Origin of the sequence: Herbiconiux sp. SALV-R1 (assembly GCF_013113715.1) — a bacterium.
Taxonomy (GTDB): domain Bacteria; phylum Actinomycetota; class Actinomycetes; order Actinomycetales; family Microbacteriaceae; genus Herbiconiux.
The window spans coordinates 1,159,275-1,185,443 of the sequence record NZ_CP053344.1; the positions used below are offsets into that span (position 1 = coordinate 1,159,275).

General features: G+C 72.2%; 25 protein-coding genes. 16 read left to right on the forward strand and 9 right to left on the reverse strand.

Annotated features, from left to right (window positions below; all coding sequences use genetic code 11):
- Positions 1–67: 67 nt before the first annotated feature.
- Positions 68–2,848: an AfsR/SARP family transcriptional regulator gene (locus tag HL652_RS05710; protein ID WP_171704392.1), complete on the forward strand. Its 2,781-nt coding sequence runs from the start codon at positions 68–70 to the stop codon at positions 2,846–2,848.
- A gap of 150 nt (positions 2,849–2,998) precedes the next feature.
- Positions 2,999–3,667, forward strand: a complete 669-nt coding sequence (locus HL652_RS05715; RefSeq protein ID WP_171704393.1) for a hypothetical protein — start codon at positions 2,999–3,001, stop codon at positions 3,665–3,667.
- A 20-nt stretch (positions 3,668–3,687) separates the two neighbouring features.
- Here the strand turns inward: HL652_RS05715 and HL652_RS05720 are convergent, their stop codons facing one another.
- A complete protein-coding gene (locus HL652_RS05720; protein ID WP_171704394.1) occupies positions 3,688–5,322 on the reverse strand; it encodes a polysaccharide deacetylase family protein in 1,635 nt (544 codons plus the stop codon).
- The gene (locus HL652_RS05725) at positions 5,319–6,068 is read right to left on the reverse strand and encodes a hypothetical protein (RefSeq protein ID WP_171704395.1); all 750 of its coding nucleotides are present in this window, start codon (positions 6,066–6,068) and stop codon (positions 5,319–5,321) included. Before HL652_RS05725 ends, HL652_RS05720 begins: the two co-directional genes overlap by 4 nt.
- Positions 6,069–6,347: 279 nt before the next feature.
- On the opposite strand from HL652_RS05725, the gene HL652_RS05730 reads away from it, so the two are divergent.
- The 6 genes from HL652_RS05730 (at position 6,348) to HL652_RS05755 (ending at position 13,147) form a co-directional block, all read left to right on the forward strand.
- A complete protein-coding gene (locus tag HL652_RS05730; protein WP_171704396.1) occupies positions 6,348–7,529 on the forward strand; it encodes a hypothetical protein in 1,182 nt (393 codons plus the stop codon).
- The gene (locus HL652_RS05735; protein WP_171704397.1) at positions 7,526–7,999 is read left to right on the forward strand and encodes a hypothetical protein; all 474 of its coding nucleotides are present in this window, start codon (positions 7,526–7,528) and stop codon (positions 7,997–7,999) included. The genes HL652_RS05730 and HL652_RS05735 overlap by 4 nt, the downstream gene beginning before the upstream one ends.
- A gap of 35 nt (positions 8,000–8,034) precedes the next feature.
- Complete coding sequence (locus HL652_RS05740) at positions 8,035–8,565, forward strand: hypothetical protein (protein ID WP_171704398.1); 531 nt, start codon at positions 8,035–8,037, stop codon at positions 8,563–8,565.
- A 166-nt stretch (positions 8,566–8,731) separates the two neighbouring features.
- Positions 8,732–11,245: a glycoside hydrolase domain-containing protein gene (locus tag HL652_RS05745; protein ID WP_216604018.1), complete on the forward strand. Its 2,514-nt coding sequence runs from the start codon at positions 8,732–8,734 to the stop codon at positions 11,243–11,245.
- Positions 11,242–12,540, forward strand: a complete 1,299-nt coding sequence (locus HL652_RS05750) for a glycosyltransferase (RefSeq protein ID WP_171704399.1) — start codon at positions 11,242–11,244, stop codon at positions 12,538–12,540. The genes HL652_RS05745 and HL652_RS05750 overlap by 4 nt, the downstream gene beginning before the upstream one ends.
- Positions 12,541–12,565: 25 nt before the next feature.
- On the forward strand, positions 12,566–13,147 hold the full coding sequence (locus HL652_RS05755; protein WP_171704400.1) for a TIGR03086 family metal-binding protein: 582 nt from the start codon (positions 12,566–12,568) through the stop codon (positions 13,145–13,147).
- 9 nt (positions 13,148–13,156) lie between these two features.
- Here the strand turns inward: HL652_RS05755 and HL652_RS05760 are convergent, their stop codons facing one another.
- From HL652_RS05760 to HL652_RS05770, 3 genes are all read right to left on the reverse strand, one after another.
- Positions 13,157–14,800 carry an MDR family MFS transporter gene (locus tag HL652_RS05760; RefSeq protein ID WP_171704401.1) on the reverse strand — a complete coding sequence of 548 codons (1,644 nt, stop codon included), beginning with the start codon at positions 14,798–14,800 and terminating at the stop codon, positions 13,157–13,159.
- Positions 14,797–15,423 (reverse strand): TetR/AcrR family transcriptional regulator, encoded by a 627-nt coding sequence (locus tag HL652_RS05765; protein ID WP_171704402.1) that lies wholly within the window; start codon positions 15,421–15,423, stop codon positions 14,797–14,799. The genes HL652_RS05760 and HL652_RS05765 overlap by 4 nt, the downstream gene beginning before the upstream one ends.
- Positions 15,424–15,501: 78 nt before the next feature.
- Positions 15,502–15,807: a DUF7882 family protein gene (locus tag HL652_RS05770; protein WP_171704403.1), complete on the reverse strand. Its 306-nt coding sequence runs from the start codon at positions 15,805–15,807 to the stop codon at positions 15,502–15,504.
- A gap of 88 nt (positions 15,808–15,895) precedes the next feature.
- Here HL652_RS05770 and HL652_RS05775 point away from each other — a divergent pair, with 88 nt between their 5' ends.
- The 4 genes from HL652_RS05775 to HL652_RS05790 all read left to right on the forward strand — a co-directional run bounded on the left by HL652_RS05775 (position 15,896) and on the right by HL652_RS05790 (position 18,963).
- The gene (locus tag HL652_RS05775; RefSeq protein WP_171704404.1) at positions 15,896–16,534 is read left to right on the forward strand and encodes a hypothetical protein; all 639 of its coding nucleotides are present in this window, start codon (positions 15,896–15,898) and stop codon (positions 16,532–16,534) included.
- 51 nt (positions 16,535–16,585) lie between these two features.
- Positions 16,586–17,470, forward strand: coding sequence for a hypothetical protein (locus tag HL652_RS05780; RefSeq protein WP_171704405.1), 885 nt, complete (start codon positions 16,586–16,588; stop codon positions 17,468–17,470).
- Between the two features lie 40 nt (positions 17,471–17,510).
- Positions 17,511–18,482: a diacylglycerol/lipid kinase family protein gene (locus HL652_RS05785; protein ID WP_171704406.1), complete on the forward strand. Its 972-nt coding sequence runs from the start codon at positions 17,511–17,513 to the stop codon at positions 18,480–18,482.
- Positions 18,483–18,603: 121 nt separating this feature from the next.
- Positions 18,604–18,963 (forward strand): hypothetical protein, encoded by a 360-nt coding sequence (locus HL652_RS05790; protein WP_171704407.1) that lies wholly within the window; start codon positions 18,604–18,606, stop codon positions 18,961–18,963.
- Here the strand turns inward: HL652_RS05790 and HL652_RS05795 are convergent.
- From HL652_RS05795 to mftR, 4 genes are read right to left on the reverse strand one after another with little or no spacing between them, the layout of a single operon-like run.
- Positions 18,938–20,392 carry an LssY C-terminal domain-containing protein gene (locus HL652_RS05795; protein ID WP_171704408.1) on the reverse strand — a complete coding sequence of 485 codons (1,455 nt, stop codon included), beginning with the start codon at positions 20,390–20,392 and terminating at the stop codon, positions 18,938–18,940. The genes HL652_RS05790 and HL652_RS05795 overlap by 26 nt on opposite strands.
- Positions 20,393–20,421: 29 nt before the next feature.
- Positions 20,422–21,168: a class I SAM-dependent methyltransferase gene (locus HL652_RS05800; protein ID WP_171704409.1), complete on the reverse strand. Its 747-nt coding sequence runs from the start codon at positions 21,166–21,168 to the stop codon at positions 20,422–20,424.
- A gap of 40 nt (positions 21,169–21,208) precedes the next feature.
- Positions 21,209–22,843: a GMC family oxidoreductase gene (locus HL652_RS05805; protein WP_171704410.1), complete on the reverse strand. Its 1,635-nt coding sequence runs from the start codon at positions 22,841–22,843 to the stop codon at positions 21,209–21,211.
- Between the two features lie 6 nt (positions 22,844–22,849).
- Positions 22,850–23,479, reverse strand: coding sequence for a mycofactocin system transcriptional regulator (gene mftR, locus HL652_RS05810; protein WP_253743668.1), 630 nt, complete (start codon positions 23,477–23,479; stop codon positions 22,850–22,852).
- A 94-nt stretch (positions 23,480–23,573) separates the two neighbouring features.
- Between mftR and mftA the strand changes: the two genes are divergently transcribed.
- The 4 genes from mftA (at position 23,574) to HL652_RS05830 (ending at position 26,128) form a co-directional block, all read left to right on the forward strand.
- Positions 23,574–23,684, forward strand: a complete 111-nt coding sequence (gene mftA, locus HL652_RS05815; protein WP_171704412.1) for a mycofactocin precursor MftA — start codon at positions 23,574–23,576, stop codon at positions 23,682–23,684.
- A 10-nt stretch (positions 23,685–23,694) separates the two neighbouring features.
- Positions 23,695–23,970, forward strand: coding sequence for a mycofactocin biosynthesis chaperone MftB (mftB, locus tag HL652_RS05820; RefSeq protein WP_171704413.1), 276 nt, complete (start codon positions 23,695–23,697; stop codon positions 23,968–23,970).
- Complete coding sequence (gene mftC, locus HL652_RS05825) at positions 23,967–25,256, forward strand: mycofactocin radical SAM maturase (RefSeq protein ID WP_171704414.1); 1,290 nt, start codon at positions 23,967–23,969, stop codon at positions 25,254–25,256. Before mftB ends, mftC begins: the two co-directional genes overlap by 4 nt.
- A gap of 62 nt (positions 25,257–25,318) precedes the next feature.
- A complete protein-coding gene (locus HL652_RS05830; RefSeq protein ID WP_171704415.1) occupies positions 25,319–26,128 on the forward strand; it encodes a mycofactocin-coupled SDR family oxidoreductase in 810 nt (269 codons plus the stop codon).
- Positions 26,129–26,169 lie beyond the last annotated feature (41 nt).

Genomic DNA, 26,169 nt, shown 5'->3' on the forward strand with positions numbered 1-26,169 from the left:
GTCCTCGCCGCCCGCCGAATTGCGAGACACAGCCTAGGCTGAGTCGCACGATCGGCAGGGGGAGCTGGTGACGGAGTGGATGATCGGGCTGTCGGGCACGGCGGTCGCGCGGAACGGAGACGTCGTCGTGCCCGTGCGCGGGGGCATTCCGCGCGGCATCGTCGCGCGGCTCGCGCTCGACGCCGGCGAGCCGGTCTCGGCCGAGCTCCTCATCGCGGAGCTCTGGGCCGATCCTCCCGAGGCGGTGCTGTCGAGCCTGCGCGCCCACATCTCGCGGCTGCGCGGTCGCGAGTGGGGTGAGGTGCTGCGCGGCAGCCGTGACGGCTATCTGCTCGACGTACCCCGCGCATCCGTCGACCTGCTGGCCTACCGCGACGGCATCGAGCGCGCGGCGACGCTCGCCCCGGCTGCCCGTGCCGAGGCGATCGCCGCGGCTGAGCGGTCGTGGCAGGGCGAGCCGTTCGCGGGCCTCGGCGAGCACCCCTTCGTGGGGCGGGAGCGCGACGAGCTCTGGGAGCTGAGGGCCGACGCCCTGCTCGAGCTCGCCCGCTGGCGCAGCGACCACGGCGAGCACGCCGTCGCCGCGCTGCTCGCCGACCAGATCGTGGGCCGGTTCCCCGACCGCGAGGAGCCCCTGCTCGTGCGCGCCCTCGCCCTGGCCCGCGCGGGCCGCACGAGCGACGCGCTGGCGGCGGTCGACGGTTTCCTGCGCCGCGCCGACGAGCGGGGCGCGGTGGCTCCAAGCGGGCTGCTGGAGCTGCGTCAGTCGATCGTGCGGCAAGACCCCGTCGTGCTCGCCACGGGAGACGACCTCGAGGTCGGGGTCGAGCGCATCGGCATCCCCATCCCGCTCACCCACTTCGTGGGCCGGGCGCGCGAGCTCGATCTGCTCGCCCGCGGGCGTGCCGCCTCGCGCCTGGTGTCGTTGGTCGGGCCCGCGGGCGTCGGCAAGACGCGGCTCGCCGTCGAGGCGGCCCGGCGCACTCCCGGTTCCGTCGACGAGGTGCAGTGGCTGCTCGACCTCACGCTCGCCACCGACTCTGAACAGGTGCTGCCGCTGCTCGCCACGGTCATCGGCGCGCCGCGCTACACCCTCGACTCGGTCGCCCAGGTGCTCACCGGGCGGCGCGCTCTGCTCGTCGTCGACAACGCCGAGCACGTGCTCGGCACCGTCGCCGCCCTCGTCGCCGAGCTGCTTGGCCGGTGCGAGGGCCTGTCCATCGTGGTGACCAGCCGCGAGTCGCTGCGCATGCCGGGGGAGCGCATCGTCGCGCTCGGTCCGATGACCGGGGGTGATGCTCCGGATGCGGTGCAACTGTTCCTGCACCGGGTCGCCGACACCCTGGGCGACGGCGCCCTCGACCCCGACGCGCTCGACACGGTGACGAGTCTGTGCGAGGCGCTCGAGGGCATCCCGCTGGCGCTCGAGCTCGCGGCCTCCCGGCTCGACGTGCTCACGGTCGACGAGCTGCTCGAGTCGATCCGCACCGACCGGCGCATCCCGCTGACGGCCTCGGCGACCGGCCGGCACGGCAGCCTCGACAACGCCATCCGCTGGAGCCTGTCGCTGCTCGGCGACGACGAGCGGCGGCTGCTCGCCGAGCTGTCGCTGTTCGGCGGGCAGTTCAGCCATCAGGCGGTGAGCGCGGTGTGCGACCTGGCGGACGCCCGCGCGTTGCTGCTGTCGCTCGTGCGCAAGTCGCTGGTGTCGGCGACCGTGCTCGACGGCGGCGCCCGACGGTTCGTGCTGCTCGACTCGGTGCGAGCCGTGGCCCGGGCGATGCTCGACGAGCTCGGCATCGATGCCGACGCCTGGTACGTGCGGCACGGCGCATGGATGCTCGACTTCGTCGAGCGCGACAGCCCCCAGCTCGTCACCGCCGGCGGGCTGGCCATGCGCGCCCGCTTCGACATCTCGCGTCGCGACCTGCACCTCGCCTTCGGCAACGCGGTCGCCCGGGGAGACCGGTCGACGGCGGTGCGACTGGTGGGCGCCCAGGCCTGGTACTGGTACGAGCGGGGCATGGTGCCGTACGCGCTCGGCAGCATCCGCACCGCGCTCGCGCTCGAGGGCCCCGACGAGCCGCTCGCCGAGGCGCGCGCCGCCCACGCCGCGACGTTCATGAGTGCGATCGTCGAGACCGTGGGGCGCGTGTCGCAGTGGGTCGACGTGCTCGCCGCCGCCGCCGCCCGCGCCGACAGCGCGGCCTACCGCATGATCGCCGCCACGCAGCGCGCCTACCTCGACGCGGGCGCGGGCGACGCGGCGGAGGCGGAGCGGCAGCTCGCCCTCGCTTCGGCCGAGATCGCCGCCGCGCCGCCCGGGGCGATTCCCGAGTGGCTCGCGGTGAACGAGCTGCATATCCGGGGCGACGCGCTGCGGGCGCTCGGCAAGCCGGCCCAGGCGCTGGCCTGCCTCGACGAGGCCTACGTGAGGGCGACCGCGCTCGGCCACGGCTGGGCGATGCGCGGCACCGCCTACACCACGGGCAAGACGCTGCTCGAGGTGGGGCGCGCCGGCGAGGCGCTCGGGGTGCTGCTCACGGCCGCGGCGAACTGCGTGCGGTCGGGCGACTGGCAGTCGGCCTGCGCCGCGGTGAACATCGCGGGCTGCGCGCTCGTGGTGCTCGAGCGGCACCGGCTCGCCGCCGAGGTGTTCGCGGCGCTCGACCAGGTCGGGCCGCGGCACGACTACGACCCGGTCTCCTCCGACGGCGGCTACGCCGTCGACTACCGCGCCCGCACCCGCACCGCGCTCACCCCCGACGAATGGCAGGCCGCCGTCGAGACCGGAACCACCCGCTCCTTCGGCGACACCGTGCGGGCCGTGGCGGCGGCGCGTTCCTGACCGCGATCGGGTCGTCTGCAATCCCCTGTTGCAGGCCGCTTGCACGCGCTGCATCACCGCATCCGCGGTTCCCGTCCGTTCCTACGGTGGTCCCGTGCTCCTCACCGCGAGGGCACCGCGGGCCACCGCGACACAGAACGGAGATCCACCATGTCAGCGACCGCACCCGTCACCACGACCCACGCGATGCAGTCCACCCCCGGTTCGGGCGAGGGCACCGCCACCGCGCCCGGCGCCCGCGAGCGCCGTGACTGGCGCCCCGGTCAGCGGGCGAAAGCGCTCACCCTCGCCGTGGGCGGGTTCGTCTACGCCGTCAGCCACGCACTCCACCTCGTGCCCGGCCACTCCGGCACCACCTCGCTGCCGCACGAGATCGCCGCGCAGGTCACCTTCGGCCTCGGCGCCGTGCTCATCATGGCCGGCCTCGGCTCGCTCATGTCGAAGTTCCGGCACTCGCCGACGGGTGTGCTCGGGGTGCAGCTGAGCTGGTTCGGGATGCTGTTCATCCAGCTCTCCGCCTACACGCAGCTGTTCATCCTGCCGGTGGTGGGCTGGGACGGGTTGCACGAGATCGACGCCCTCGCGTGGCCCGTGGGCCTCGCCGCGCCGCTCGGCGTGTTCGTCGGGCCGGTGCTGCTCGCCATCGCAGGCCTCCGCCACCGGGTCGTGCCCGTGGCCGCGGCGATCGGCATCCTCGTCTCGGTCGCCGGTCTGGTCGTGATGATGCTCGTGCCCGAGCTGGAGGCGCCCATGGCGATCGGCACCAGCATCCTGCTGGGGCTCTCGTACGCGTGGGCGGGTCTCGCGGCGCGACGGTGAGCCCCGCAGGGCCGGCGCCGTCAGCCGTGGCTGGTCGTGGTGTGCGGGGCCGGCAGGCGGCCGCCGAGCAGCTGCTCGAGGGTCACGGCGGTGAAGCCGCGGCCGAGCAGCCCGTCGACGATGGCGGGCGTCATGCGGGCGGTGTTCTCGTGCACGTCGTGCAGGAGGACGATCGCCCCCGGCCCTGGCTGCGCCACCGCACGCGAGATGAGGGTGGCGTCGTCGGGGAGCTGCCAGTCGTTGGTGTCGACCGTCCAGAGGATGGCGGGGAGCTTCGTCTGGTCGAGCACCCGCTGGTCGACGGCGCCGTAGGGCGGCCGGAAGGTGGTGGGGGCGGAGCCGGTGACGCTCGCGATGGCGGCACTCGTGCGCTCGAGCTGGTCGCGGATCTGCTCGTCGGTGAGCTTCGTCAGATCGGGGTGGTTGTAGCTGTGGTTCCCGATCTCGTGACCCTCGTCGCGCATCCGCTGCACCGTCGTCGGGCGCGACCCCACCCGGTAGCCCTGCAGGAAGAAGGTGGCGGCGGCCCGGCGCGCGTCGAGATCGTCGAGCACCTGGTCGGTGTACTCGCCTGGTCCGTCGTCGTAGGTGAGAGCCACGCAGGCGAAGAGGCCGCAGTCGACCTGCTGCTGGCCGCGGGTGGGCCCGTCGGGGAGCACGAGCGGGGCGCCCGAGGCGAGCACCGACTGGATCTCGGCGCCCTGCGGGGTGAGCAGCGCCGCGACCTCGGCCGCCGGCACGGTCATGACGAACGGGTTGGGGCGGGGCACGCGGGCGAGCCGATCGAGCTCGGGCGTGGTGAAGTCGCTCGGCACGGTGATGCGCAGCGACCCGTCGGCGGCGAAGGTGTGCCGCGCGAAGACCGTGCGCAGCTGCTCGAGGGGGAACTCGTCGACGCTCTGGGTCATCTCGGGGCGCAGGGCGCCGGCGGAGATCTTGAGCGCCTCGACCAGGTCTTTCAGCAGGATGCGCAGGCCGTCGTCGCTGAGGAAGGTGTCGCTGGTCGTGATGAAGCCGCCCGAGGTCTGCACGTAGTAGACGGTCGTCTCGTCGGAGGTGACCTGCCCGTCGGCGGCCGTGATGATGCGCAGCGCCTCGACCAGGATGTCGCCGGCCGCGGCCCTCACCTCGCAGCTGACGGAGAGCACGGGGCCACCGGTCTGCGGCGCGAGGCCGGGGTCGGCGAGCACCTCGGCCGCCGGCCTCGTCGACGAGCCGGGTAGGCAGCCGCGCATGTCGGCGCCGATGTCGGGTGCGTCGGCGGCCGGGCGGTAGGCGACGCCCGTGGCCGCGGCGTGCGCGGCGATGGCGTCGGTGACCCGGCCGCGGAGCAGAGCGGTGAAGGAGTCGTTGCCGGGGATCTCGCCCCAGCGGGCCGCCACGGGGGAGGCGGGGTCGGCGTTGTAGAGCAGCCGCACATCGAGGCCGGGTGCGGTCGGGGCGGCGGCAGCGGGGTCGGCCGGTGCGTCTGCTCCGCCGGCCGCGCTGCCGGCCGTGCCGTCGGTGCCGTCGCCGAGGGTGACGGCCGGAACCGCGGGCGCGGGGGGCGTCCACGCGGGTGCGGGCGGGATGCTCGCGCAGCCGGCGAAGAGCGCCGCCACGACGGCGAGAGCGGTGGCGCCCACGGCGCGGCGTGCTGCCGTTCGGCGCGTCATCGGGGGGCTCCCGTCTCGGCCGGCGACGCCGAGGGCGAGGCGGTGGGATGCCCGGGCGGCCCGAAGGTCACCGAGGAGAGCAGCTGGGCGGTCACCGTGCGGTAGCGCGCGGCGTTCGCGGTGGGGGTCGACGCCACGAGCGTCAGCAGCACCGAGCGGTGCGGGTCGTCGGCGGGGGCGCTGACGGAGGCGACGGTCACGGTCGTGTCTCCCCGTACGACGTCGGCGTACCGCACGACGGCCCCGCTGGTGAGGGTCTCTTCGCTCCAAGCGAGCTCATCGGGCACGGCGGGCGGGGTCGCGCCGGGCGTCGCGGGCGGGGTCGCGCCGGGCGTCGCGGGCTCCGCGGCCCCCGAGGTCGCCGCGACCTCCTCGAACCCGAGCGAGTCGAGCAGCGCCGCCGCGTCGAACTCCTCGGGGGAGGAGAGGCCGAAGGTCGCCCGGTAGGCGTCGTCGGGGCTCTCCAGGGTGGCGGTGGCCGTGGGCAGGAACGGCCCCACCCCGATCGCCAGCCAGCCCGGCTCCAGCACGACCGAGGCCGACCCCTCGTCGTCGAAGACGGTGACCGTGGTGGCGGCCACGAGCCGTTCGCGCGGCGTCTCGGCGAGCACGGGCGGGAGCCACCAGAGCGCGAAGGCGGCCCCTGCCGCGAGCGCGACGACCACGGCCAGCGAGACGATCACGGCGACGCGGGCGCGCCTGCGAGGTCGTCGTCGTCGGCCGTCGAGGAGGTCGCGGGTCGTCATGGCTGCTCTCGGGTGTGCGGTCGGATCGCGATCAGGATAGGCGACGCCCGTCGATCGAGTCGGGTTCGGCCGCGTGAAACACCGCTGTCGTGTCCGACTCGTGATCTTGCACCCCTCCGCCTCACCCCGAACGGGGGGCGGCGGCTCCCGAGCGCGCGCGGCGCGGGTCTCCGCCGAAAGGATGAGTTCTGCTCGAAAACATGTGGCACGAACGCTGTATGTCTATAGAGTGAGGGCACGGCAGGTTCGTGGGGACGATCGACGTAGAAAGGCTCGTCCATGCCCCGTTCGCTCCGCAGTCCCTCGCGCCACGCACTCCTCGCGGGGGTGGCCCTCGTCGCCCTGGCCGGGGGTGCGTTCGTCGCCGCGCCGGCGGCCGCAGCGCCGCCCGGGCAGGCCGGGCCGAGCATCCGCGACCCGCAGGCCCTCCTCGAGGCGCTCGCTCCCGAGCTGCTCGACGAGACCCTGCCGCCCCTCGGGGCCGCCGAACGCGCCGAGGTGCAGCGCCAGACCGGCGCCGCCCCGTTCGAGCTGAACCTCCCCGCCGAGGCCACCGGGCCGCTGCAGCTCGCCCCCGCCGAGACCGAGGGCGCGGGGCTCCCGGTGTCGATCACGGTGCGCGGCGCGCGCGGAGTCGCGCACGAAGCCCAGGGCCTCACCTGGTTCGAGGGCGCAGACGACTCCTCGGCGTCGTACCTGCAGCCCGTGCGCGACGGGGTTCGCCTGCTCACGGCGCTCGCCGACGCCACCGCAGGTGAGGAGAGCTCGTACGACTTCGGGCTCCCCGAGGGCAGCTACCCCACGCTGCTGCCCACCGGCGACACCCTCCTCTCCGACGCGGCGCACCACTACATCGGCACCCTCGCCGCCCCGTGGGCGCGCGACGCCTCGGGCCGCTCGCTGCCCACCTCCTACTCGTGGAGCGGCAGCACGCTCACGCAGCACGTCGAGCTCGACGGCGCCGCGTTCCCGGTGCTACTCGACCCGCTGTGGCTCTACAGCTACGACTTCTCCACCAGCAGCACCGGGTGGTCGGTCAACCATCCGAAGGCGAGCGAGAACGCGGTGTCGCGGCTGCTGCACGGATGCTTCAACTGCTACTTCCCCATCTTCGGCGCGCCGCGCTCCTACCCGGTCGACGGTCAGATCCTCCCGCTCAGCGTGACGCCGTTCACCTGGACGGCGACGGCGGCACCCGTCAAGGCGCAGACCGCGAACGGGGGAGCGCTGCAGTTCCTCGCCCTCGACGGGCACTTCGACGGAGCGGGCTCCCTGATCACCTTCTCCTGGTACAACGACCCGAGCGGGTACCTCCACCTCTACGTGCACGCGATGGTGCGCAAAGACAACGGGCCCGCCATCAACCTCATCAACTCGCGCACGGCCGGCGCCAACTGGTTGCTGTACTGGAAGCGGGTCGCCGACAGCGCCACCGGGTCGGGCGGGGGCGGCGGCGTATGACCCCCGGGTCGACGCGGAGGGCGGCGAAGCCCCGCCCTCCGCTCTCGACCGCGGTGCTCGCCCTCCCCGCCGGCGGTCTTCTGGCCGCCCGGCTCGGGGCCGGCGCGGCCCTGCTCGCCTACCTGCCCGACACCGTGCTCGACCCCGCCCCGCTCGGCGGCACGGGGTCGCCCGAGATCCTGGTCTTCGCGGTGTTCTGGGCCGCGACGGCGGGCGCGGCCCTCGGCGTCGCGCTGGGCGCGGTGCTCGCCGCCTGCACCGTCGGCCTGTGGATGCTGCGGGCGCCCGTGCCGCTCGTCGCGGGCGCCGGCGGAGCGGCGGTGACGACGACCATCCTGCTGCTCGTGGTGCTCGTGAGCCCCGACCCGCAGTCGCTCTGCGCCGCCGCGATGGGCTCGCTCGCCGGTGTCGGCGGCGCCATCCTGCTCGCCTGGGCGGGCGACCGGCGCGCACGCCTTCTCGACACGTAACACCACCGACACACGCGGGCGGGTAACGTCTCCCTATGGACGACCGCGCCGACGACGACACGCTCGCCGCCCGACTCCGGGAGCTGCTGGCCGGCACCGTGCGGGCGCTGCAGGAGTCGGGCGCGCGCACGGAGGCGCTGGCCTCCTACGAGACCCGCCGGCCCATCCTCGGCGTGCGGCGCGCACCGGTGATGGTGCCGGTCGAACGGGTCTGGCGACTCGGCGTGCTGCTGCTCGACGCCGAGGGGCGATTGTTCACCACCGGTTCGGTCACCCGGGCCGTCGACCCGGGGCGGGTGACCAACCAGAACCCGCGCGCCGAGGAGCGCCGCGACTACCGCCGGGCCGCCTTCCAAGGCAAGTTCGACCGCGGCGACACCGTGAACTGGGATGCGCGGGAGATCGATCTCGACCCCGAGGCTCTGCGCCGGGGCGACGGGGCCGTGGTCGCGCAGGGCAGCGAGCTGCTGGTGCGCTGGAACGCCACGGCCGGCTCCGGCGCCCTCGCGCCGCTCGCCCCCTATCTCGCCGAGCGCGCCGCGCTCCTCACCGCGCCCCCACCCTGACCCCGACCGCAGAGGACCCCATGGCAGCCCCACTCCCCAGCACCGTCGTCCCGTTCTCCGATTCGACACCGGCGGTTCACGTTCCGTCCGCATCGGGAACCTACTCTCCGACGATGTACCACCGCACGACCGGCAGCATCGGTCACCGAGACCGAGGAGTGTGCGCATGATCGAACGCGTCGATCCCTTCATCGGCACCGACGTGACCGCGCTCCCCGCGCAGTCGGGTCTCGCGGCGACCTGGTGGTGGCCGAAGCCCCAGATCGGCAACACCCATCCCGGCGCCACGTTCCCCCTCGGCATGGTGTCGGCGTGCGCCTACTCGGGTGCCTACCCCACGGGCTACGGGCGCTACGACCTCAGCCTCGAGGGCATCCCCGACACCATCCACGACACCAACCTCGCCAGCGGCTTCTCGCACTTCCAGCAGTCGGGCACCGGCGCCATCCGCAAGTACTACAACTACTTCAGGGTCACCCCCATGGTCGAGCCGCTCGACGTGCTCGGCCGCAGCTGGGAGATCGTCGACGAGGATGCGTCGCCCGGCTACTACACCGCCACCCTCGACTCCGGAGTCACCGCCGAGATCACGGTCGGCCCGAAGAGCGCGGTGCACCGCTACACCTTCCCGCGCCACTCCAACGCCCGCGTCGTGATCGACTTCTCGCTCGGCGGGCTCGCCATCCCTTACGGCTCGACCATCCCGCTGCGCGCCCACCTCGAGACCATCGAGCCCGGTGTCGCGAGCGGCGTGGTGGTGGCCGAGGGCGCCCCCATCGCCGTGCACATCGAGGCCGACACCCCGCAGTGGCGCCAGATGCTCTGGTACGACCGCCGGCTCATGCCGGGCGGCACCCGGCTCGACTTCGACCACATCCGCCCCACCACCCTCCGCAACTTCGGTCTGATGTGGGCCGGCCCGAGCGAGCCGGGGCAGACCATCGAGCTGCGCATCGGCTTCTCGTTCCGCGGCGTGGAGCAGGCCGAGAAGAACCTCCGCCACGACTGCGGCCCCGGCCCCGCCCGCTTCGAGGCCCGGCGGGAGCGCACCCAGAAGACCTGGCGCAAGCAGCTCAAGGCCATCTCCGTCGACACCCCGAGCCGCGCCCGCAAGACCGTGTTCGCCACGGCGCTCTACCACTCGCTCATCAAGCCCAGTTTCGCGCCGTCGGAGAGTCCGTTCTGGCCGGCCGACGGCCCGTTCGCCTTCGACATCTCGACGATGTGGGACATCTACCGCACGCAGCTGCCGCTGCTCACCGCCCTCCAGCCCGAGAAGGCGGTCGAGCTCGCGAACGCCCTGCTCACCATCTGCGAGGAGGAGGGCAACTTCCCCATCGGCTACCGCCTCGCTCGCGGCGGCGACCGCTTCTCCCGCCAGGGCAGCGCCCTCGCCCACACCTTCCTCGCCGACCTCTGCCAGCTGGGCGTGCCCGGCATCGACTGGGACTGGGCACTCGTGCACATGAGCGACGACCTGCGCCGCACCTACGGCGAGGAGTACCTGCTGCGCGGGGAGGCGCATCCGATCTCCCACACCCTCGACATCGCCTTCGGCTACTGGTGCACCGCGAAGGTCGCCCGTCACGTGGGCGACAAGGCGCTCGCCGCCCAGTTCGAGGCGCTCGCCGAGCGCTGGGTGAACGCCTACGACCCCGAGTCGGGGCTGCTCAAAGACTCCACCTACTACGAGGGCAGTCGCTACAACTACTCGTTCCGGCTGCAGCACGACATGGCGGGGCGCATCGCCGTGAGCGGCGGCCGGGAGCGCTTCATCGAGCAGCTCGACGCCTTCTTCGGCTACGGCGCCGAGCCCGTGGTGCAGCCGGGCCTGAAGCCCGGCGCCGACGAACTGCTCGCCGGGTACAAGCTCGGGCGCTTCGAGGGTCTCAACAACGAGCCCGACATGGATGCGCCGTGGGCCTACCACTACGCCGGCCGCCCCGACCGCACCGCCGAGGTGGTGCACGACATCGTGCACCAGCAGTTCGGCACCGGCCGCGGCGGGCTGCCCGGCAACGACGACTCGGGCGGACTCAGCTCGTGGTACGTCTGGGCGTCGCTCGGGCTGTTCCCGGTGGCCGGACAGAACATCCTGCTGATCAACGCACCCTCGTTCCGGGAGGCGTCGATCGCCGTCGGCGAGGGCGAGTTCACCATCCGCACCGAGGGCTTCGTCGAGCCGGAGGCGGGTGGGCCGGTGCAGTACGTGCAGTCGGTCTCGCTGAACGGTTCGGCGCTGCATCGCACCTGGTTGAGCGGTGAGGAGTTCCACTCCGGTGGTTCGCTCGTGGTGCGGCTCGGCCCCGAGCCGAGCGGATGGGGGACCACCGACGTGCCCCCGTCGAGCAGGCCCGCCGCCGACGCACCGCATGGCGCGACAGGCACGGGCACCGGCAGCGGTGCGGGAGCCGCTCACGCGGAACCCGTGGCGCCCGTGGGCGCGCGCGGCGCTGCCGGCGCCGCGGCCCACGACACCGTGCTCGAGTCGGCCACCGGCCCCATCGACACCGACTCGCGCGAACAGGCGCACCTGCACGCCCCGCACGGCGTGATCGAGACGGGCGCCGAGCCCGCCGCCGACGACTCCCCGCACGCCGAGCAGCCGACCATCGTCACCGACGCCGCGGCACCGACGCGTGCCCTCCCCGAGCCAGACCAGACAGGAGACACCCCATGACCGAGATCAGGAACCGCCTGGTGATCATCGTCCGCGCCGATCCGGTGATCTGCGGGCACTCGGTCGAGGGCCGCAACCTCGCCGAGACCGCCCTCACCCGCGGCTTCGACGAGGTGCGCATCGTCACCTGGCCGATCGAACGGCTCGAGGCCGCCGGTCTCCCGCTCAAGCCTCTCGACACGGTGCTTCCCTACAGCCCCGGTATCATCGTGGAACGCCCCGCCCCCGTGGGCGACTACAAGGTGCCCGACGGGCGCTACCTGGCCGGCATCACCGGTCGCCTGGTCGAGCTGTTCACCGACGGCGTGCCCACCGTCGCCCTGTCGCTCTACCTCAGCCCGCACACCATCGCCGTCGCCGACGCCGTACGTGCGGCCTGGGGCACGGGGCTCCCGGTGAACGTCACCACCATCGCCGAGGCCGTGGGCTCCGACGTCACCAACGTGGTGCGCACCGCGGTGGAGGAGGGGCGGCTGGGTGCCGCCGCGCACATCCTCTCGTCCTACCTGTCGCAAGACCACTGCGTCGCCGTGTCGGAGTACACCCGTGACCTCATCATCGAGGAGGCGCAGCGGGTCGACGAGCAGCACGGCACCCGGTTCGCCGAGCAGTGCCGCGACCGCATCGTGGTCTCCTACCCGGCCATCGACGCCGCGCAGTACCTCGACCTCGACCCGGCCGCCAAGGCCGCCGAGCTCGGCGCTCGCGGGCTCGTCGACGACGGCTACCTGTTCTTCCTCTCCCGGTTGACGGATGCGAAGGGCGTCGACGACCTCATCGCCGGCTTCGAACGCAGCGAGGTGGCACGCACGAGCGAGCTGCCGCTCGTGATCGCGGGCCGCGGGCCCCAGGCCGAGGCGCTCAAGCAGCTGGCGGCCGCCTCGCCGCTGGCCCACCGCATCCGTTTCCTCGAAGACGTCGGAGACGCCGAGAAGCCGTACCTCATGGCCGGCTGCGCGGCGTTCGTGCTGCCGTCGAAGCCGCGGCCGGAGTTCGTGGAGACCTTCGGCATCGCCCTGGCCGAGAAGATGCTGGCCGGTGGCGGGCCGGTCATCACGACCCTCACGGGCGGTATCGGCGAGGCCATCGGCGACCACGCCATCGTGGTGCCGGTGAACGACCCCGACGCGATCGCCGCGGCGATCGACCGGGCCGTGCTGCACACCTCGGCCGAGGAGCGCCGCGAGTGGGCCGAGGAGGCGCGCGCCTACGCGCTGCAGTTCGACCGCCACACCGTCTTCGACAAGCTGTTCGACCGCTTCCCCCGGGTCGAGACGGAGGGTGTTCCCGCGTAGCCTCCGGCGGGGGTACGGTGGCGGCATGCTTCCCACGAGTGCCGCCGATCGTCATCGTGCCGTGGCGGGCCGGTTCGCCGAGCTCGCCGCGGCGGTCCCCGACGGGGGGTGGGATGCTCCGGCCCCCGTCGAGGGATGGGTGGCGCGCGACGTGGTGCGCCATCTCGTCACCTGGCTGCCGGCGCTCGTCGCGGGCGGCAGCGAGGTGAGGCTGCCCGAGGGCCCCTCGGTCGACGCCGATCCGGCGGAGGCGTGGCGGGTTCACGCGGCGAACGTGCAGGCCGTGCTCGACGACCCCGTCGCATCCGCCGCCCCGTTCAGCAACCCGCACATCGGCGAGCTGCAGCTCGGCGAGGCGATCGACCGCTTCTACGTCACCGACGTCTTCCTTCACAGCTGGGACCTCGCCACGGCGACCGGGCAGCCCGCCCTCCTCGACCCGGAGACCTGCACCGAGCTGCTTACCGGCATGGAGCCGATCGACGAGATGCTCCGCGCCTCGGGCCAGTACGGGCCGAGGGTCGAGGTGGCCGACGACGCCGACCCGGAGTCGAAGCTGATGGCGTTCATCGGCCGCGACCCCGCCCTCGCGACGAGGGCTCGCTGACCCGGGCCGCTACGCGGACTCGGCGGCCGGTGCCGCAGCGGAGACGGCCCCCGACTCGGCCGGGGCGCCGCCCTCGGGCTGCACCACGGTGGTCGCCAGCGGGATCTCCTTCACGAAGCACAGCAGCAGCGTCGCCACGAGCATGAGCGGCACGAGGTAGAGGTACACCGGGCTGAGCGCCGTGGAGTACGCGTCGACGATGAACGAGTGCAGCTCGGGCGGCAGCGCGTTGATCGCCGCCGGCGTGAGGGCGTTGGTGTCGGTGGGCAGGGCCGAGGCGCTCGCACCGAGCGACCCCGCCGAGGAGGTGAGCTGCTCGGTGAGCCGCGCCACGAAGAGCGATCCCACGATGGCCGAGCCGAGCGAGGCGCCGATCTCGCGGAAGAAGTTGTTGCCCGCGGTGGCGGTGCCCACCATGCTGTGCGGCACCGAGTTCTGCACCACGAGCACCAGCACCTGCATGGCGAGGCCGAGGCCGAGGCCGAGCACGGTGAGGTAGACGAGGATGACGGGCAGCGGCGTCTCGGCGTTCATGGTCGAGAACAGCACCAGCGCTCCGGCCACCAGCAGGGAGCCGACGATGGGCATCCACTTGTAGCGCCCCGTCTTCGACACCAGGAAGCCGCCGCCGATCGCCGTGATGAGCAGGCCCGCGAGCATCGGCAGCAGCATGAAGCCCGACACCGTCGCGTTCACGCTGTTCACGATCTGCAGGAAGGTGGGCATGTAGCCGATCGCGCCGAACATCGCGATGCCGATGGCGAGGCCGGCGAGGGTGGTGAGCGTGAAGTTGCGGTTGGCGAACAGCGACAGCGGGATGACCGGCTCGGCGCTCTTGCGCTCCACCAGAACGAAGGCGAGGGCGGCGAGCACGGTGACGACGATCATGCCGATGATGACGGGGGAGTCCCAGTCGTACTCGGTGCCGCCCCAGGAGGCGGTGAGCACGAGGCCCGAGGCGGCGATCGCCAGGGTGATCATGCCGGCCACGTCGATGACGGGCCTCGGAGCATCCGGGAACTTCGGCAGCTTGATGAGCATGACGGCGAGCACGATCGCGGCGATGCCGAGCGGCACGTTGATCCAGAACGCCAGGCGCCAGCTCAGCACGTCGGTGAACAGGCCGCCGAGCAACGGGCCCGCCACCGAGGAGAGCCCGAACACGGCGCCGATGAAGCCCATGTACTTGCCGCGGTCGCGGGCGGGGATGACGTCGGCGATGATCGCCTGCGACAGGATCATCAGCCCGCCGCCGCCGAGGCCCTGCACGGCGCGGCCGGCGATGAGCCACTCCATCGAGTTCGCGAAGCCGCCGAGCACCGAGCCCAGCACGAAGACCGACAGGGCGAGCACGAACAGCGACTTGCGGCCCACCAGGTCGCCGAGCTTGCCGTAGACCGGCATCACGATGGTGGAGGCGAGGATGTAGGCGGTGGCCACCCACAGCATGTGATTCACCCCGTCGAGCTCGCCCACGATGGTGGGGAGGGCGGTGCCCAGGATGGTCTGGTCGAGCGCCGAGAGCAGCATCGCCACCATGAGCGCGCCGAAGATGAGGTTCACCCGGCGCTTGGTGAGCACGGGCGGCTGAGCGGATGCGCGGGCGGGCTCGGCGGGTGGCTCGCCGGTGCGGGTGGTCGGGTCGGTCGTCATGGCAGGGTCTCCGGGGAGGTCACGGCGAGCAGCAGCTCGCGGGCGGCGTCGATGTGATGGGTGAGAGGTCTGAGGTGGCCGCCTTCGCGGCTCCACGAGGTGGCGGCGAGCCGCAGCACGGCTCCGGTGAAGATGACGATCGCCCAGGCGCGATCCTCGCGCTCCGCGGCGGGCACGCGCCCCTCCTCGGCGAGCAGGCGCGCGACCTGCTCGACGAAGTCGGCCTCGATGGCGCCGATCGACTGGAAGTCCTTCGCCAGCAGCTGGGGGTTGTCGTGCACCAGTTCGCGTCGTTTGCGCTGCAGCTCGGGGTCTCCGACATCGACCAGCGCGATCTGGTCGCGCACCGCGTCGATCACGATCGCGACGATCGAGATCCCGGGTCGCCACTGCAGGTCGCTCAGGGAAGGCGGGGGTACGGCACGGGAGTTGCCGAGCACCGCATCCTCCTTGCCGGCGTAGTAGTTGAAGAAGGTGCGGCTCGTCACGTCGGCGCGGGCGCTGATGGCCTCGACGGTGGTCTCGGCGAGGCCCAGCTCGGCGGCCAGCTCGACCGCCGCCACCTCGATGGCACGCGCGGTCTCGCGCTTCTTGCGCTCGCGCAGGCCCGGCTCGGTGGTCACGGAGAAATTCTTGCACACCGCGAAACTTTTCGCAATGCGAAAGTTATCTGCCTGTCAGCTCACCGAGGAGTGCGCGGGCTACTTCGGTTCGTCGAGCGGCACGAGCCCCGTCGTGGTTCCCGCGATGGTGGCCAGGTGCTCGATCCACTCGCGGTTGAGGGTGGGTTCGCGGCTGCCGCGGAAGTGGAACTGCAGCGGGATCGACGGGTCGAGCCAGAGCGAGATGCGCCCCCCTCCGCTGTCGCGGTGGAGCTCCCAGGAGAGCGTGAACGACTCGCGACGACGGAACTTCGTGACGATCACGACCCTGAGATGGGCGAGCAGCCTGTCGTCGAACTCGAACTCCGAACCGTGCGGGCCGTAGATGAGCGTTCCCACGGGCATGCCTCCCTCGCGATGTCTTACCGGATGGTACTAAACCCGTTCGTCGTGCCGGGGACGATTATCCTGAGGGGGAGGAAAGGTGGGTGTGATGGCGCGGAAGCGTGGAGGTGGTCCGCGGTGGATCGCCACCGGCAAACCCATCGCCACCCCACCGCCCGTGCCGCGCGAGGAGATCGACGCCGCCATCGCCGACGGGCTGCTCATCGCGCGCTTCTCGGCGGTGCTCGCCCTGAAGAACCGGCTCATCGTCTCGGCGCTCCGCGACGACGAGTCGTTCGACCGCGACGAGGCGGCGCGCGCCTACTCCGAGGTGGCGGCCGAGCTCGCCGAGGAGCAGGAGCTGAACGCCGAGCACGCGAGCGAGCTCATCCAGCAGGTGATGAGCGACCCCGGCGTCGCCCGCCACGAGCACGACTACAAGTCGCGCGACGTCGAGCTGCTGGTGGCCCGCCGCGCCGTCTACTCCGAGGTCGCCAGACGGTTGCGCAGCGATGCGCTCGAGCCCGACATCGTCGCGGAGGTGGTGGAAGAGGCACGCAGCCGCGCGTGGGACGAGATCTCGCGCGAGGTCACCGCCCGCCTCGACGACACCCGTCGGGTCGAGGGGCTCGTGCTCGACGCCGACTACGCGCGCGACCGCGTCGAGCGCATGCGGCTGCTGCAGGAGCTCGACCTCTACGAGCTCGCCGAGGGCCGCCGCCGCCCCGCCCGCCGCCGCTCCCGCTAGCACCTGTCGGCGGGCCGCGGGTGAGGGGTACATTCGTGGCAGGAGGACGCCGTGGTCGATGAGGTCGCCGATGCTCTCGCGGGTTTCGCCGCGAGCCTGCGCCCGTCGGAGCGCGAGGTGGCCGCAGCGGCCGCCTCCGCCCGCGAGCTGGTGGCGCCGCTCGTCGCCGGCGGTCTCGCGCTCACCGCCCTCGACGCCGGGTCGTTCGCGCACGGCACCGCGGTGGCCGGCGCCAGCCTCTTCGATGCGATCGTGGTGCTGCGCGGGTCGCGGCCGCGCTCGCCGGCGAAGGCGCTCGAGGCGATGCTCGCCGGGCTCGACCCCGCCGCGGCCTCGACGGCCGAGGTGCAGGGCGACTCGCTCGTGGTGCCGGGCGATGCGGGGGCGGGTGCTGCGGGCATCCGTCTGCTCCCGGCTTACGAGCACGCGGCCGGCGGGGGGCCGGATGCGCCGGGCGCCACCGCCGCTGGCGTCTGGGTCGTCGACGCGGCGCGGCACTGGGTGCTGTGCCGGCCCGCCGCCCGTGGGGTGCTGCTGTCGCGCATAGACGACGACGGGTCGGTGCGCGAGCTGGTGCGGCTGCTGCTGGCCTGGAAGCACCGGCTCGGAGTTCCCGTCTCGTCGTACTACCTCGAGACGGTCGCCCTCCGTCAAGCGCTGCAGCAGCCCTCCTTCAACCGGCTCTGGGATCTGTGCTGGGTGTGGGAGGCGCTCGCCGACGCCGGACTGGTGGCGGTGCCCGACCCGTCGAGCCCGTCGCTGGTGCAGCCGGTGCGCGCGGCGCCGCGGCTCGCGGGGGCGATCGAGGCGGGCTACCCGGTGGAGCGCGCGGCCTCGAGCTCGCGGGGCGCGATCAACGCCTATCTCGACGGAGACGCCGCCACCACCACCGTCTACCTGCGGGCGCTGTTCGGCGAGGGCTTCCCCGAGCTCTGACCCCGTCCGTGCGAGCGCCACTCCTGGTACGGTCGGCGACATGACGACCCCGCCGCGCGCTGCGCTCGTGTACAACCCCGTGAAAGTCGATCTCGAGGCCCTCCGCGAGGCCGTGTCGGCCGAGGAGGCGACGGCAGGCTGGGGCGAGACGCTCTGGCTCGAGACCACCGAAGACGACCCGGGCCCCGGCCAGGCGAAGAAGGCGCTCGCCGAGAAGGTCGACCTTGTGATCGCCGCCGGGGGAGACGGCACGGTCCGCTCCGTGGCCGAGGTGCTACGCGGCTCGGGTGTGCCGCTCGCGCTGCTGCCCTCCGGCACGGGCAACCTCCTGGCACGCAACCTCGACCTCACCCTCGACGACACCGCCAACTCGCTCGAGACCGCGTTCCGGGGCGATGATCGTTCGATCGACCTCGGGGTCATCCGCATCCGTCACGAAGACGACTCTGTGTCGGAGCACGCCTACCTCGTCATGGCGGGCCTCGGTCTCGACGCGAAGATGCTCGCCGCCACCGACGACGAGCTGAAGGCCCGGGTGGGCTGGCTGGCCTACGTGAAGGCGATCGCGCAGGTGCTGCGCGACAAGAACCAGCTGCGCATCCGGTACAACCTCGACGGCAAGGGCAACCGCAGCGTGCGGGCGCACACCATCATGATCGGCAACTGCGGGTCGTTGCCCGCGAACATCCTGCTTCTTCCCGACGCCGCTGTCGACGACGGGCAGTTCGACATCGTGGTGCTCCGGCCCGAGGGCTTCATCGGGTGGGTGCAGATCATGGTGAAGGTGTTCTGGGAGAACGGCGTGCTGCGCCGCAACACCGTGGGCCGCAAGCTCATGGGCCTGACCAAGGAGGTGCGGGCGCTCAACTACCTCAAGGGGTCGTCGCTGACGCTGCGACTGCAGCGCCCTGAGGAGATCGAGCTCGACGGCGACGGGTTCGGCAAGGCCGTGGCGCTCAAGACCTGGGTCGACGCGGGCTCCCTCACCGTCAAGGTGCCCGCCGACGCCTGAGGTGTGACTCGCCTCGAGCGCCTACCCTAGGTCGACTCGCCGCGCAAGCCCCTTTAGTTCGGTGAACTTGTCGCTAGTCTGTCTAATAATCAGTCAGACGAAGTGGAGAAGTGGAGCAACGATGGCTCTCGTCACCGACATCCGGGCAGCGCGGTCGCACGCCGCTGTGTCACCCGTCACCCCCGAGGCGACCTCCGTCGCCGAGGTGACGTGGGCGAGCCCCGAGGCGAAGCTCTGGGTGGGCTCCCGCCGTGGGGAGTACGCCGGGATGATCGAGTACACGCAAGGTCATTTCGTCGTCGCCGGCCCGACCGGGCGCCGGCTCGGCAGCTACAGCGACCTCGCGCAGGCCATGGCCGTCGCCGAGCAGGGCGCGCGGCACTCCCGCCTCACCGAGACGCTGCTCTCGAACGTCGCCCTCGCGAGCGCCGTCATGGCCCTTTCGGTCGCCGGAGTCAGTCTCTCGATGATCGCTGCGTGACGGGTTCCCTCGCGCCTGCGGCGGCTGCCGCGTCGCGCGCGGCCCGTCCGCGCCGCTTCTCGCGGGGCCGTCTGGCGTAGTCCCTCGCCCGGCTGCTCGACAGCGCGATGAGGATGAGGATGTCGAGCGAGAGCCCGATGAGGTTCGTTCCGAGAGTGATCTGCACCCGGCCGTCGAGGTGGTCGATCGCGACGATGACGATGTTGATCGCGCTGAACGTCATGACCAGGATGCGCGCAACGTTGCTGCCGAGGAACACGAAGAGTCCGAACAGGAACTCCGCGATGCCGAAGGCGATCGCGCCCGCGACGAGGATCCACAGGGTGAGGTCGCGATCGACCTCCGCCGGCAGCTCGGAGCCGGTGTCGAGCTGGATGGCGTCGCGCACCGCCGTCCAGTCGAGCAGCACGGCGGCGACGAGGAGGACGGGCACGAAGGCCCGCAGCAGCACGACCACGCCGCCGAAGACCGTGGGGCCGGGCCGGCGCACCACCTTCGACGCCCGCGGCTCGATGCCCGCCACGTCGTGGTGCGGGGTGGGGACGACGACGCTCACCTCGGCGCGGCCCGCCGCCGACGGCGTCACCCGCCGCAGGTCGATCACCGGCAGGTCGCCGTCGGTGACGATCGCGTCGCCGCCGCCGTTGCGCGAGTGGTAGCCGGTGGCGAAGTCCTTCAGAACCCGCACACCCACCGCGGCGTCGGCGGCCTGCACCGTCTGCACGATGTGGTCGCGCTCGACGTCGGTGTTCTCGTCGATCTTGTGCGTGATCTGCAGCGTGAACAGCGAGAAGCCCACCGCTCGGTCGTAGGTGCCCGCCGCCAGCCAGTCGGTCTGGTGGCCGCCCGGCAGCAGCCAGCCCTCGGGGCAGCGCCAGAAGCGCACGTGGTGGCGCTTGGCCGGGTTGCCCTTCACCTCCTGCTGGTAGGCGAAGTCCTGGTTGCGGCCGAACAGCATGAGCGGGCTCACCGGGGCCTCGTCGTAGCTGCGCCGCAGCAGCGTCGACGTGACGATGCGCCAACCGCTGCGGAGCGACAGGTCGTCGGCCCTCGTCCATCCCGCGGCGAGCATCGCCGTGTGCAGCTGCTCCTCGCTGCCGAGGAGCCCGAGGTTCACCGGGTCGCCGAGCAGGCCGTCGCTCGTGCGGGTGCGCCCGATGAAGTAGTTCGGAACGTAGATGTTGGTGAGGATGCGGTGCAGGCGCGGCAGGGCGATGTACGCCACGAGCACCCAGAACAGCAGGTAGAACCAGATCTGCGCCCAGCCCGAGGCGAAGCCCTCGGTGAGCACGAGGTAGGCCAGCCACACCGAGGCCGCACCGGCGACCACGAAGAACACGTTGTCGAGCACGGCGTTGACGGAGAATCTTCGGCGTCGTCGCGGGGCGTGGCGCACCGAGCGATCGGCCTCCGTCAGCGTGTCGGGCATGGACACAGGGTATCGCTCGCGCTCGCCGCTCAGACCCTGGCCAGCGTGACCCTCGTCACGTAGGGGAGCTCGTAGCTCTCGCGGCCCGCCAGCTGCGGATGGGTGTCGAGGAGCTCGTCGAGCGAGGCCAGCAGCGTCGCCCGGTCGCCCGGAGCGAGCGCGATGACGTAGCTGCGCGAGCTGACCATGGCGACGAGCTGGTCGCGGTCGAGCCGGTTCACCCACGAGAACTCGGCGTAGGCGTCGCGGCGGAGCGGGGCGGCCAGAGGTGGGCGCACGGTGTCGAACTCCTCGGCGATCGACGAGCCGATGGTACGGCTGAGCGCCGCCACCCACTCGGTGTCCTCGTCGCGCACGTTCCACAGCAGCGCGAGCACGCCGCCCGGTCGCAGCACGCGGGCCACCTCCGAACTCGCCGCGGCCGGGTCGACCCAGTGCCAGGCCTGGGCCATCGTCACCAGATCGGCCGAGGCGGCGCCGACCGGAACGGCCTCCGCCGATCCCTCGAGCGCGATTACGCCCGGCAGTCGCGCCGCGAGCGTGTCGAGCATGGCGGCGTCGGGCTCGACGGCGGTGACGGATGCGGCACGGCCGACGAACGAGGCGGTGAGCTTGCCGGTGCCGGCCCCCAGATCGATCACGTCGGGGAGCGCCCCCTCGTCGGTGTCGACGTGGGAGAGGATCCACTCCACGGCGTCGTCGGGGTACCCGGGCCGTCCGAGCTCGTAGGCCGCGGCCTCGGTGCCGAAGACGCGAGCGTGCTGCTGGTCTTTCATGCCGTCAGTCTGGCACCGCAGGCTGGGCGGTGGGTGCCGGTCAGCGGCCGGAGCGCATGAAGTCCGACACCCGCTCGCCCACGAGAACCGCCGTGAGGGCCGGGCCGCGGCGCGGGGCAGTGGGCACGATCGAGAGGTCGGCGATGCGCAGCCCGTCGACCCCGTTCACCCGACCGACCCCGTCGGTCACCGCCGACGGCCCGCCGAATGCCGCGGTTCCGCAGCTGTGCAGTGCCGTGCCGAGATGGTCGAGGATCCAGGCGTCGAGCAGTTCGTCGTCGCCCACCACCGCCTCGTCGGGCAGCACCTCGGAGACGACGCCGTCGAAGGCGGGGGAGCAAAGCAGCCCCGCGGTGAGCCGCACCCCGGCGCGCAGGGCCGCACGATCACGGGCGTCGTCGAGGTAGCCGAGGTCGATGCGCGGCTCGGGTTCGCCGGTGCCCGCCACGAGACGGATGCGGCCCCGCGACCTCGAGGTCTGCAGCGCCACCAGCGCGGTCAGCCGTCGCGGCGTGCCGGGTGCTGTCGATGCAGCACCCGAGCCGGTGCCCGAGCCCGCATCCGCACCCGGGCCCGCGAGCAGCTCGGACATCGGTCGCGTGAGCGGGAGCACCTCGACCTCGTCGCCCGCCTCCCCGACCGCGGTGTTCACCACCACCTCCATGCTCGGCACCCGCTGCTGGGGCGGCCGCGACCCGTCGAGCCACGTCACCTGCACCTGCGGGTGGTCGCTCAGCCCCCGCCCCACCCGCGGCGAGTCGACCTCGCAGGAGACGCCGGCGGCGACGAGCTCGTCGCGCGGGCCGACGCCCGAGCGCAGCAGCAGCACGGGAGTGGCGAGCGCGCCGGCCGCGAGCACCACCTCGCGGGCGCGCACCGTCGACACGACGCCGTCGCGCACGACCTCGACCCCGACCGCCCTCGGGGTGCCCGCCCTGGAGCCTTCGCGACGCAGCACGACCCGCCGCACGGTCGTCTCGCCGCGCAGCTCGAGGTTCGGCCGTCCGGCCGCCACGCCGACGGGCGGGAGCAGGTAGGCCAGCGCCGCGTTCCAGCGCTCGCCGTCGCGCAGGTTCATGGGCAGCGGGCCGACACCGATCGGCTGCTCGCTGTTCTTATCGGCCTCGAACGGCAGCCCAGCCGCCCGCGCGGAGCGCACGAAGGCCGCCGCCCCCGCGGTGCCGCCCGAGCCGTCGGGGCCGATCGGTGCGCGCGTGACGGGCATGGGCCCCGAGGAGCCGTGCAGCGCATCCGTGCCGTACTGCGCATCCGTTTCCAGCCGCTCGAGCGCGGGGAGGCAGGCCTCCCGGCTCCACTCGCGGCCGCCGAGCCCCGCCCACACCTCGTGGTCGGCCCGGCGGGGCCGCACGAAGTAGCCGCCGTTGATCGTGGTCGATCCGCCGGCCACCCGTCCACGGGCGAGAGAGTAGGGCCGCCCCTCCCGCAGCGTCGCATCATGGGCCCAGTTGAGCGGATGCCCGACGCCCGCCCCCGCGATCGTCGCCGCGTCGAGGGCGTCGGCGGGGAAGGCCGCCGCCGAGGAGGGGAACGGCCCGGCCTCGAGCACGAGCACGCGGCGCCACGGGTCTTCGCTGAGCCGCGCGGCGAGGGCGCAGCCGGCGGCTCCCGCCCCGACCACCACGACGTCCCAGACCTCGTCGCCCGGCGCGGTCACGGCCGGCTACCCGTCGCCGCGGGTGGAGTCGAAGGTCGAGGCCAGCGTCGCCACCGCCTCGTGCAGCAGCTGCACGAGGTCGGCGTCGTCGTTCCTCAGCCACTGCTCGTAGGCCGAGAGGGAGACCGCGAGGTACGACCAGGCGATCGCCTGCGGGCGCAGCGACTCCTCCGGCTCGCCCGACCGCGTGGCGACGAAGGAGGCGATCACGGCCCGCCAGGCCGCGTAGCGGAGGGTCGAGTGGGCGACCAGGGTCGGCACGTTGAGCAGCAGATCCATGCGCTGCCGGTGGTAGGGCACCTCCTCGGCCGGGAAGCGGTTGAACTCCACCACGGCGGCGTGCAGGGCGTCGACCACGGGGAGCTCGGCCGGCATGCTCGCCAGGTGCTCGCGCATGCGGTCGAGCAGGAGGTCGAAGTCACCCCACGGCAGGTCGTTCTTCGAGGGGAAGTAGCGGAACACGGTGCGCCGCCCGATGCCCGCCCGCGCCGCGATCTGGTCGATGGTGGTGGCGTCGAAGCCGTTCTCGAGGAAGAGCTGGAGGGCGATGTGGCTGAGCTCGGCACGGGTGGTCGAGGGTTGTCTGCCCACCCGCACGACGACGGTGGTGGTGGGCGTCTCCGACGCGTCGGTCACGTCTGCCCCTTCCATTCGGCACTCGGTGTCATTAGTATCGTCTTCATCGCCGCGATTCGACGAAGAAGACGAATACGACCATGAGGAGAATCCCATGAGTGACCGTGATGTGGCCAGCACCGAGACCGTGAACGACGACGTGTCGCTCGTCGAGGACTCCCTCGTCGAAGAGGTCTCGATCGACGGAATGTGCGGCGTCTACTAGGCCGACGGCCATGACCACGCCGCACCTCGACAGCGCGTGGGACCTGCATCCGCAGGTGTCGGTGCGCCCTGAGCCCTTCGGGGCCCTGCTCTACCACTTCGGCACGCGCAAGCTCTCGTTCCTCAAAGACCGGGCCCTCCTGGCCGCGGTCGAAGAGCTCGCCGGCTCGGCGTCGCTGCGCGACGCGTTCTCCCGCGCGGGCATCGGCGACGCCGACATGCCCCGCTACCAGTCAGCCCTCGGCACGCTCGCCGTGTCGCAGATGGTGATCGAAAGGCGACCATGACCCTCCTCGACGCACCCCGCACGCCGGCGAAACCGGGCCGGTTGGTCGATCTGTTCGAATACGGTCTCGACTCGCCGATCTGCCTCACCTGGGAGCTCACCTACGCCTGCAACCTCAGCTGCGTGCACTGCCTGTCGTCGTCGGGCCGACGCGACCCGCGCGAGCTCAGCACCGAGGAGTGCAAGGCCGTCATCGACGAGCTCGAGCGCATGCAGGTGTTCTACGTCAACATCGGCGGCGGGGAGCCCACGGTGCGCAGCGACTTCTGGGAGCTCGTCGACTACGCCACCGCCCACAAGGTGGGGGTGAAGTTCTCCACCAACGGGGTGAAGATCACGCCCGAGGTCGCGCAGAAGCTCGCGGCGAGCGACTACGTCGACGTGCAGATCTCGCTCGACGGCGCGACGGCCGAGGTGAACGACTTCGTGCGCGGCCCCGGCTCGCACGCCACCGCGATGCGCGCGATGCAGAACATGAAGGATGCGGGGTTCACCGGGTTCAAGATCTCGGTGGTGTGCACCAGGCAGAACATCCCGCAGCTGGATGAATTCAAGGCCATCGCCGACCACTACGGGGCCCAGCTGCGCCTCACCCGCCTGCGGCCGAGCGGTCGAGGTGCCGACGTGTGGGACGAACTGCACCCGTTGCCCGCCCAGCAGCGCGAGCTCTACGACTGGCTGGTCGCGAACGGCGAAGGGGTGCTCACGGGCGACAGCTTCTTCCACCTCTCGGCGTACGGGGAAGCACTTCCGGGCCTCAACCTCTGCGGTGCAGGAAGGGTGGTGTGTCTCATCGACCCGGTCGGCGACGTGTACGCCTGTCCGTTCGCGATCCACGACGAGTTCCTCGCCGGCAACGTGCGCGAGCCCGGCGGGTTCCAGGAGGTGTGGCGGCACTCCGAGCTGTTCACGCGCCTGCGCATCCCGCAGTCGGGTGGGGCGTGCGCATCCTGCAGCTTCTTCGACTCCTGCAAGGGCGGGTGCATGGCGGCGAAGTTCTTCACCGGTCTGCCGCTCGACGGGCCCGACCCGGAGTGCGTGCGCGGGTTCGGCGAGGAGGCGCTCGAGAAGCGCAAGGAGGCCGACAGCATCCCGAAGCCCGACGGCGACCACTCGCACTCCACCGTGCGCGGGCCGAGGCGCGACGGCAAGCCGGTGAGCAGCGGACTGATCAGCACGAAGAAGAGCCGCGCGGTGCCCATCACGCTCTCGCTCACCCGGCCCGACCGGCCGCCGGTGAGCGCCTGCGAGGAGAACCCGCTCGCCGGTTTCCGCCCCGAGGGCTGAGGCCGGCGGTCAGCAAGACCACGGGCCGAGACGCGGCCCGCGTGAAGTGAGAGGAGCATGCAATGGGGCGTGTTGAAGGAAAGGTCGCGTTCGTCACGGGCGCCGCGCGCGGGCAGGGCCGCAGCCATGCGGTGCGACTGGCCGAGGAGGGCGCCGACATCATCGCCGTCGACCTCGCCGACCACATCCCGAACATCGACTACCCGTCGTCGACCGAGGAAGACCTCGCCGAGACCGTGCGCCAGGTCGAGGCGCTCGACCGCCGCATCATCGCCACGAAGACGGATGTGCGCGACCGGGCCGCGATGAAGGCCGCCATCGACGAGGGCGTCGCCCAGCTCGGCAAGCTCGACATCGTGGTGGCGAACGCGGGCATCTGCGTGATCGCCGATTGGAAGGACACCTCCGAGGAGGTGTGGGACCAGACCATCGGCACCAACCTCAAGGGCGTCTGGAACACCCTCCAGCTCAGCACCCAGCACCTCATCGACAACGGCGGCGGGTCGATCATCATGACCAGCTCGGCCGCGGGCATCAAGGGCCTGCCGTTCCTCTCGGCCTACGTCACCGCGAAGCACGGCGTGGTGGGGCTCATGCGGGCGTACGCCACCGAGCTCGCCGAGTACAACATCCGCGTCAACACCATCCACCCGACAGGCGTCAACACGCCCATGGGCACCCTCGGCGGAGGCGCGTTCGGGCCGCTGCTCGAGGCGCACCCGAAGCTCGGCGGCATGCTCGCCAACCTGCTGCCGATCGAGATCACGGAGCCGGTCGACCAGTCGAACGCCGTGCTCTTCCTCGCCTCCGACGAGTCGAGGTACGTCACGAGCCTCGAGCTCACGGTCGACGCCGGCAACACCCAGTTCTAGACCCGACACGTTCACCGGCCCCGCCGGGGCCGCACCACACG

Excerpts from the sequence above, each read along its gene's own strand:
- HL652_RS05725 (WP_171704395.1), bottom strand. The coding sequence starts at position 6,068 with ATGACGACCCGCGACCTCCTCGACGGCCGACGACGACGACCTCGCAGG.
- HL652_RS05785 (WP_171704406.1), top strand. The coding sequence starts at position 17,511 with ATGACGACCCCGCCGCGCGCTGCGCTCGTGTACAACCCCGTGAAAGTC.
- HL652_RS05790 (WP_171704407.1), top strand. The coding sequence starts at position 18,604 with ATGGCTCTCGTCACCGACATCCGGGCAGCGCGGTCGCACGCCGCTGTG.
- HL652_RS05760 (WP_171704401.1), bottom strand. The coding sequence starts at position 14,800 with ATGACGACCGACCCGACCACCCGCACCGGCGAGCCACCCGCCGAGCCC.
- HL652_RS05740 (WP_171704398.1), top strand. The coding sequence starts at position 8,035 with ATGGACGACCGCGCCGACGACGACACGCTCGCCGCCCGACTCCGGGAG.
- HL652_RS05730 (WP_171704396.1), top strand. The coding sequence starts at position 6,348 with ATGCCCCGTTCGCTCCGCAGTCCCTCGCGCCACGCACTCCTCGCGGGG.
- HL652_RS05830 (WP_171704415.1), top strand. The coding sequence starts at position 25,319 with ATGGGGCGTGTTGAAGGAAAGGTCGCGTTCGTCACGGGCGCCGCGCGC.
- mftA (WP_171704412.1), top strand. The coding sequence starts at position 23,574 with ATGAGTGACCGTGATGTGGCCAGCACCGAGACCGTGAACGACGACGTG.
- HL652_RS05720 (WP_171704394.1), bottom strand. The coding sequence starts at position 5,322 with ATGACGCGCCGAACGGCAGCACGCCGCGCCGTGGGCGCCACCGCTCTC.
- mftB (WP_171704413.1), top strand. The coding sequence starts at position 23,695 with ATGACCACGCCGCACCTCGACAGCGCGTGGGACCTGCATCCGCAGGTG.
- HL652_RS05755 (WP_171704400.1), top strand. The coding sequence starts at position 12,566 with ATGCTTCCCACGAGTGCCGCCGATCGTCATCGTGCCGTGGCGGGCCGG.
- HL652_RS05715 (WP_171704393.1), top strand. The coding sequence starts at position 2,999 with ATGTCAGCGACCGCACCCGTCACCACGACCCACGCGATGCAGTCCACC.
- HL652_RS05775 (WP_171704404.1), top strand. The coding sequence starts at position 15,896 with ATGGCGCGGAAGCGTGGAGGTGGTCCGCGGTGGATCGCCACCGGCAAA.
- HL652_RS05800 (WP_171704409.1), bottom strand. The coding sequence starts at position 21,168 with ATGAAAGACCAGCAGCACGCTCGCGTCTTCGGCACCGAGGCCGCGGCC.
- HL652_RS05745 (WP_216604018.1), top strand. The coding sequence starts at position 8,732 with ATGATCGAACGCGTCGATCCCTTCATCGGCACCGACGTGACCGCGCTC.
- mftC (WP_171704414.1), top strand. The coding sequence starts at position 23,967 with ATGACCCTCCTCGACGCACCCCGCACGCCGGCGAAACCGGGCCGGTTG.
- HL652_RS05770 (WP_171704403.1), bottom strand. The coding sequence starts at position 15,807 with ATGCCCGTGGGAACGCTCATCTACGGCCCGCACGGTTCGGAGTTCGAG.
- HL652_RS05795 (WP_171704408.1), bottom strand. The coding sequence starts at position 20,392 with ATGCCCGACACGCTGACGGAGGCCGATCGCTCGGTGCGCCACGCCCCG.
- HL652_RS05735 (WP_171704397.1), top strand. The coding sequence starts at position 7,526 with ATGACCCCCGGGTCGACGCGGAGGGCGGCGAAGCCCCGCCCTCCGCTC.
- HL652_RS05750 (WP_171704399.1), top strand. The coding sequence starts at position 11,242 with ATGACCGAGATCAGGAACCGCCTGGTGATCATCGTCCGCGCCGATCCG.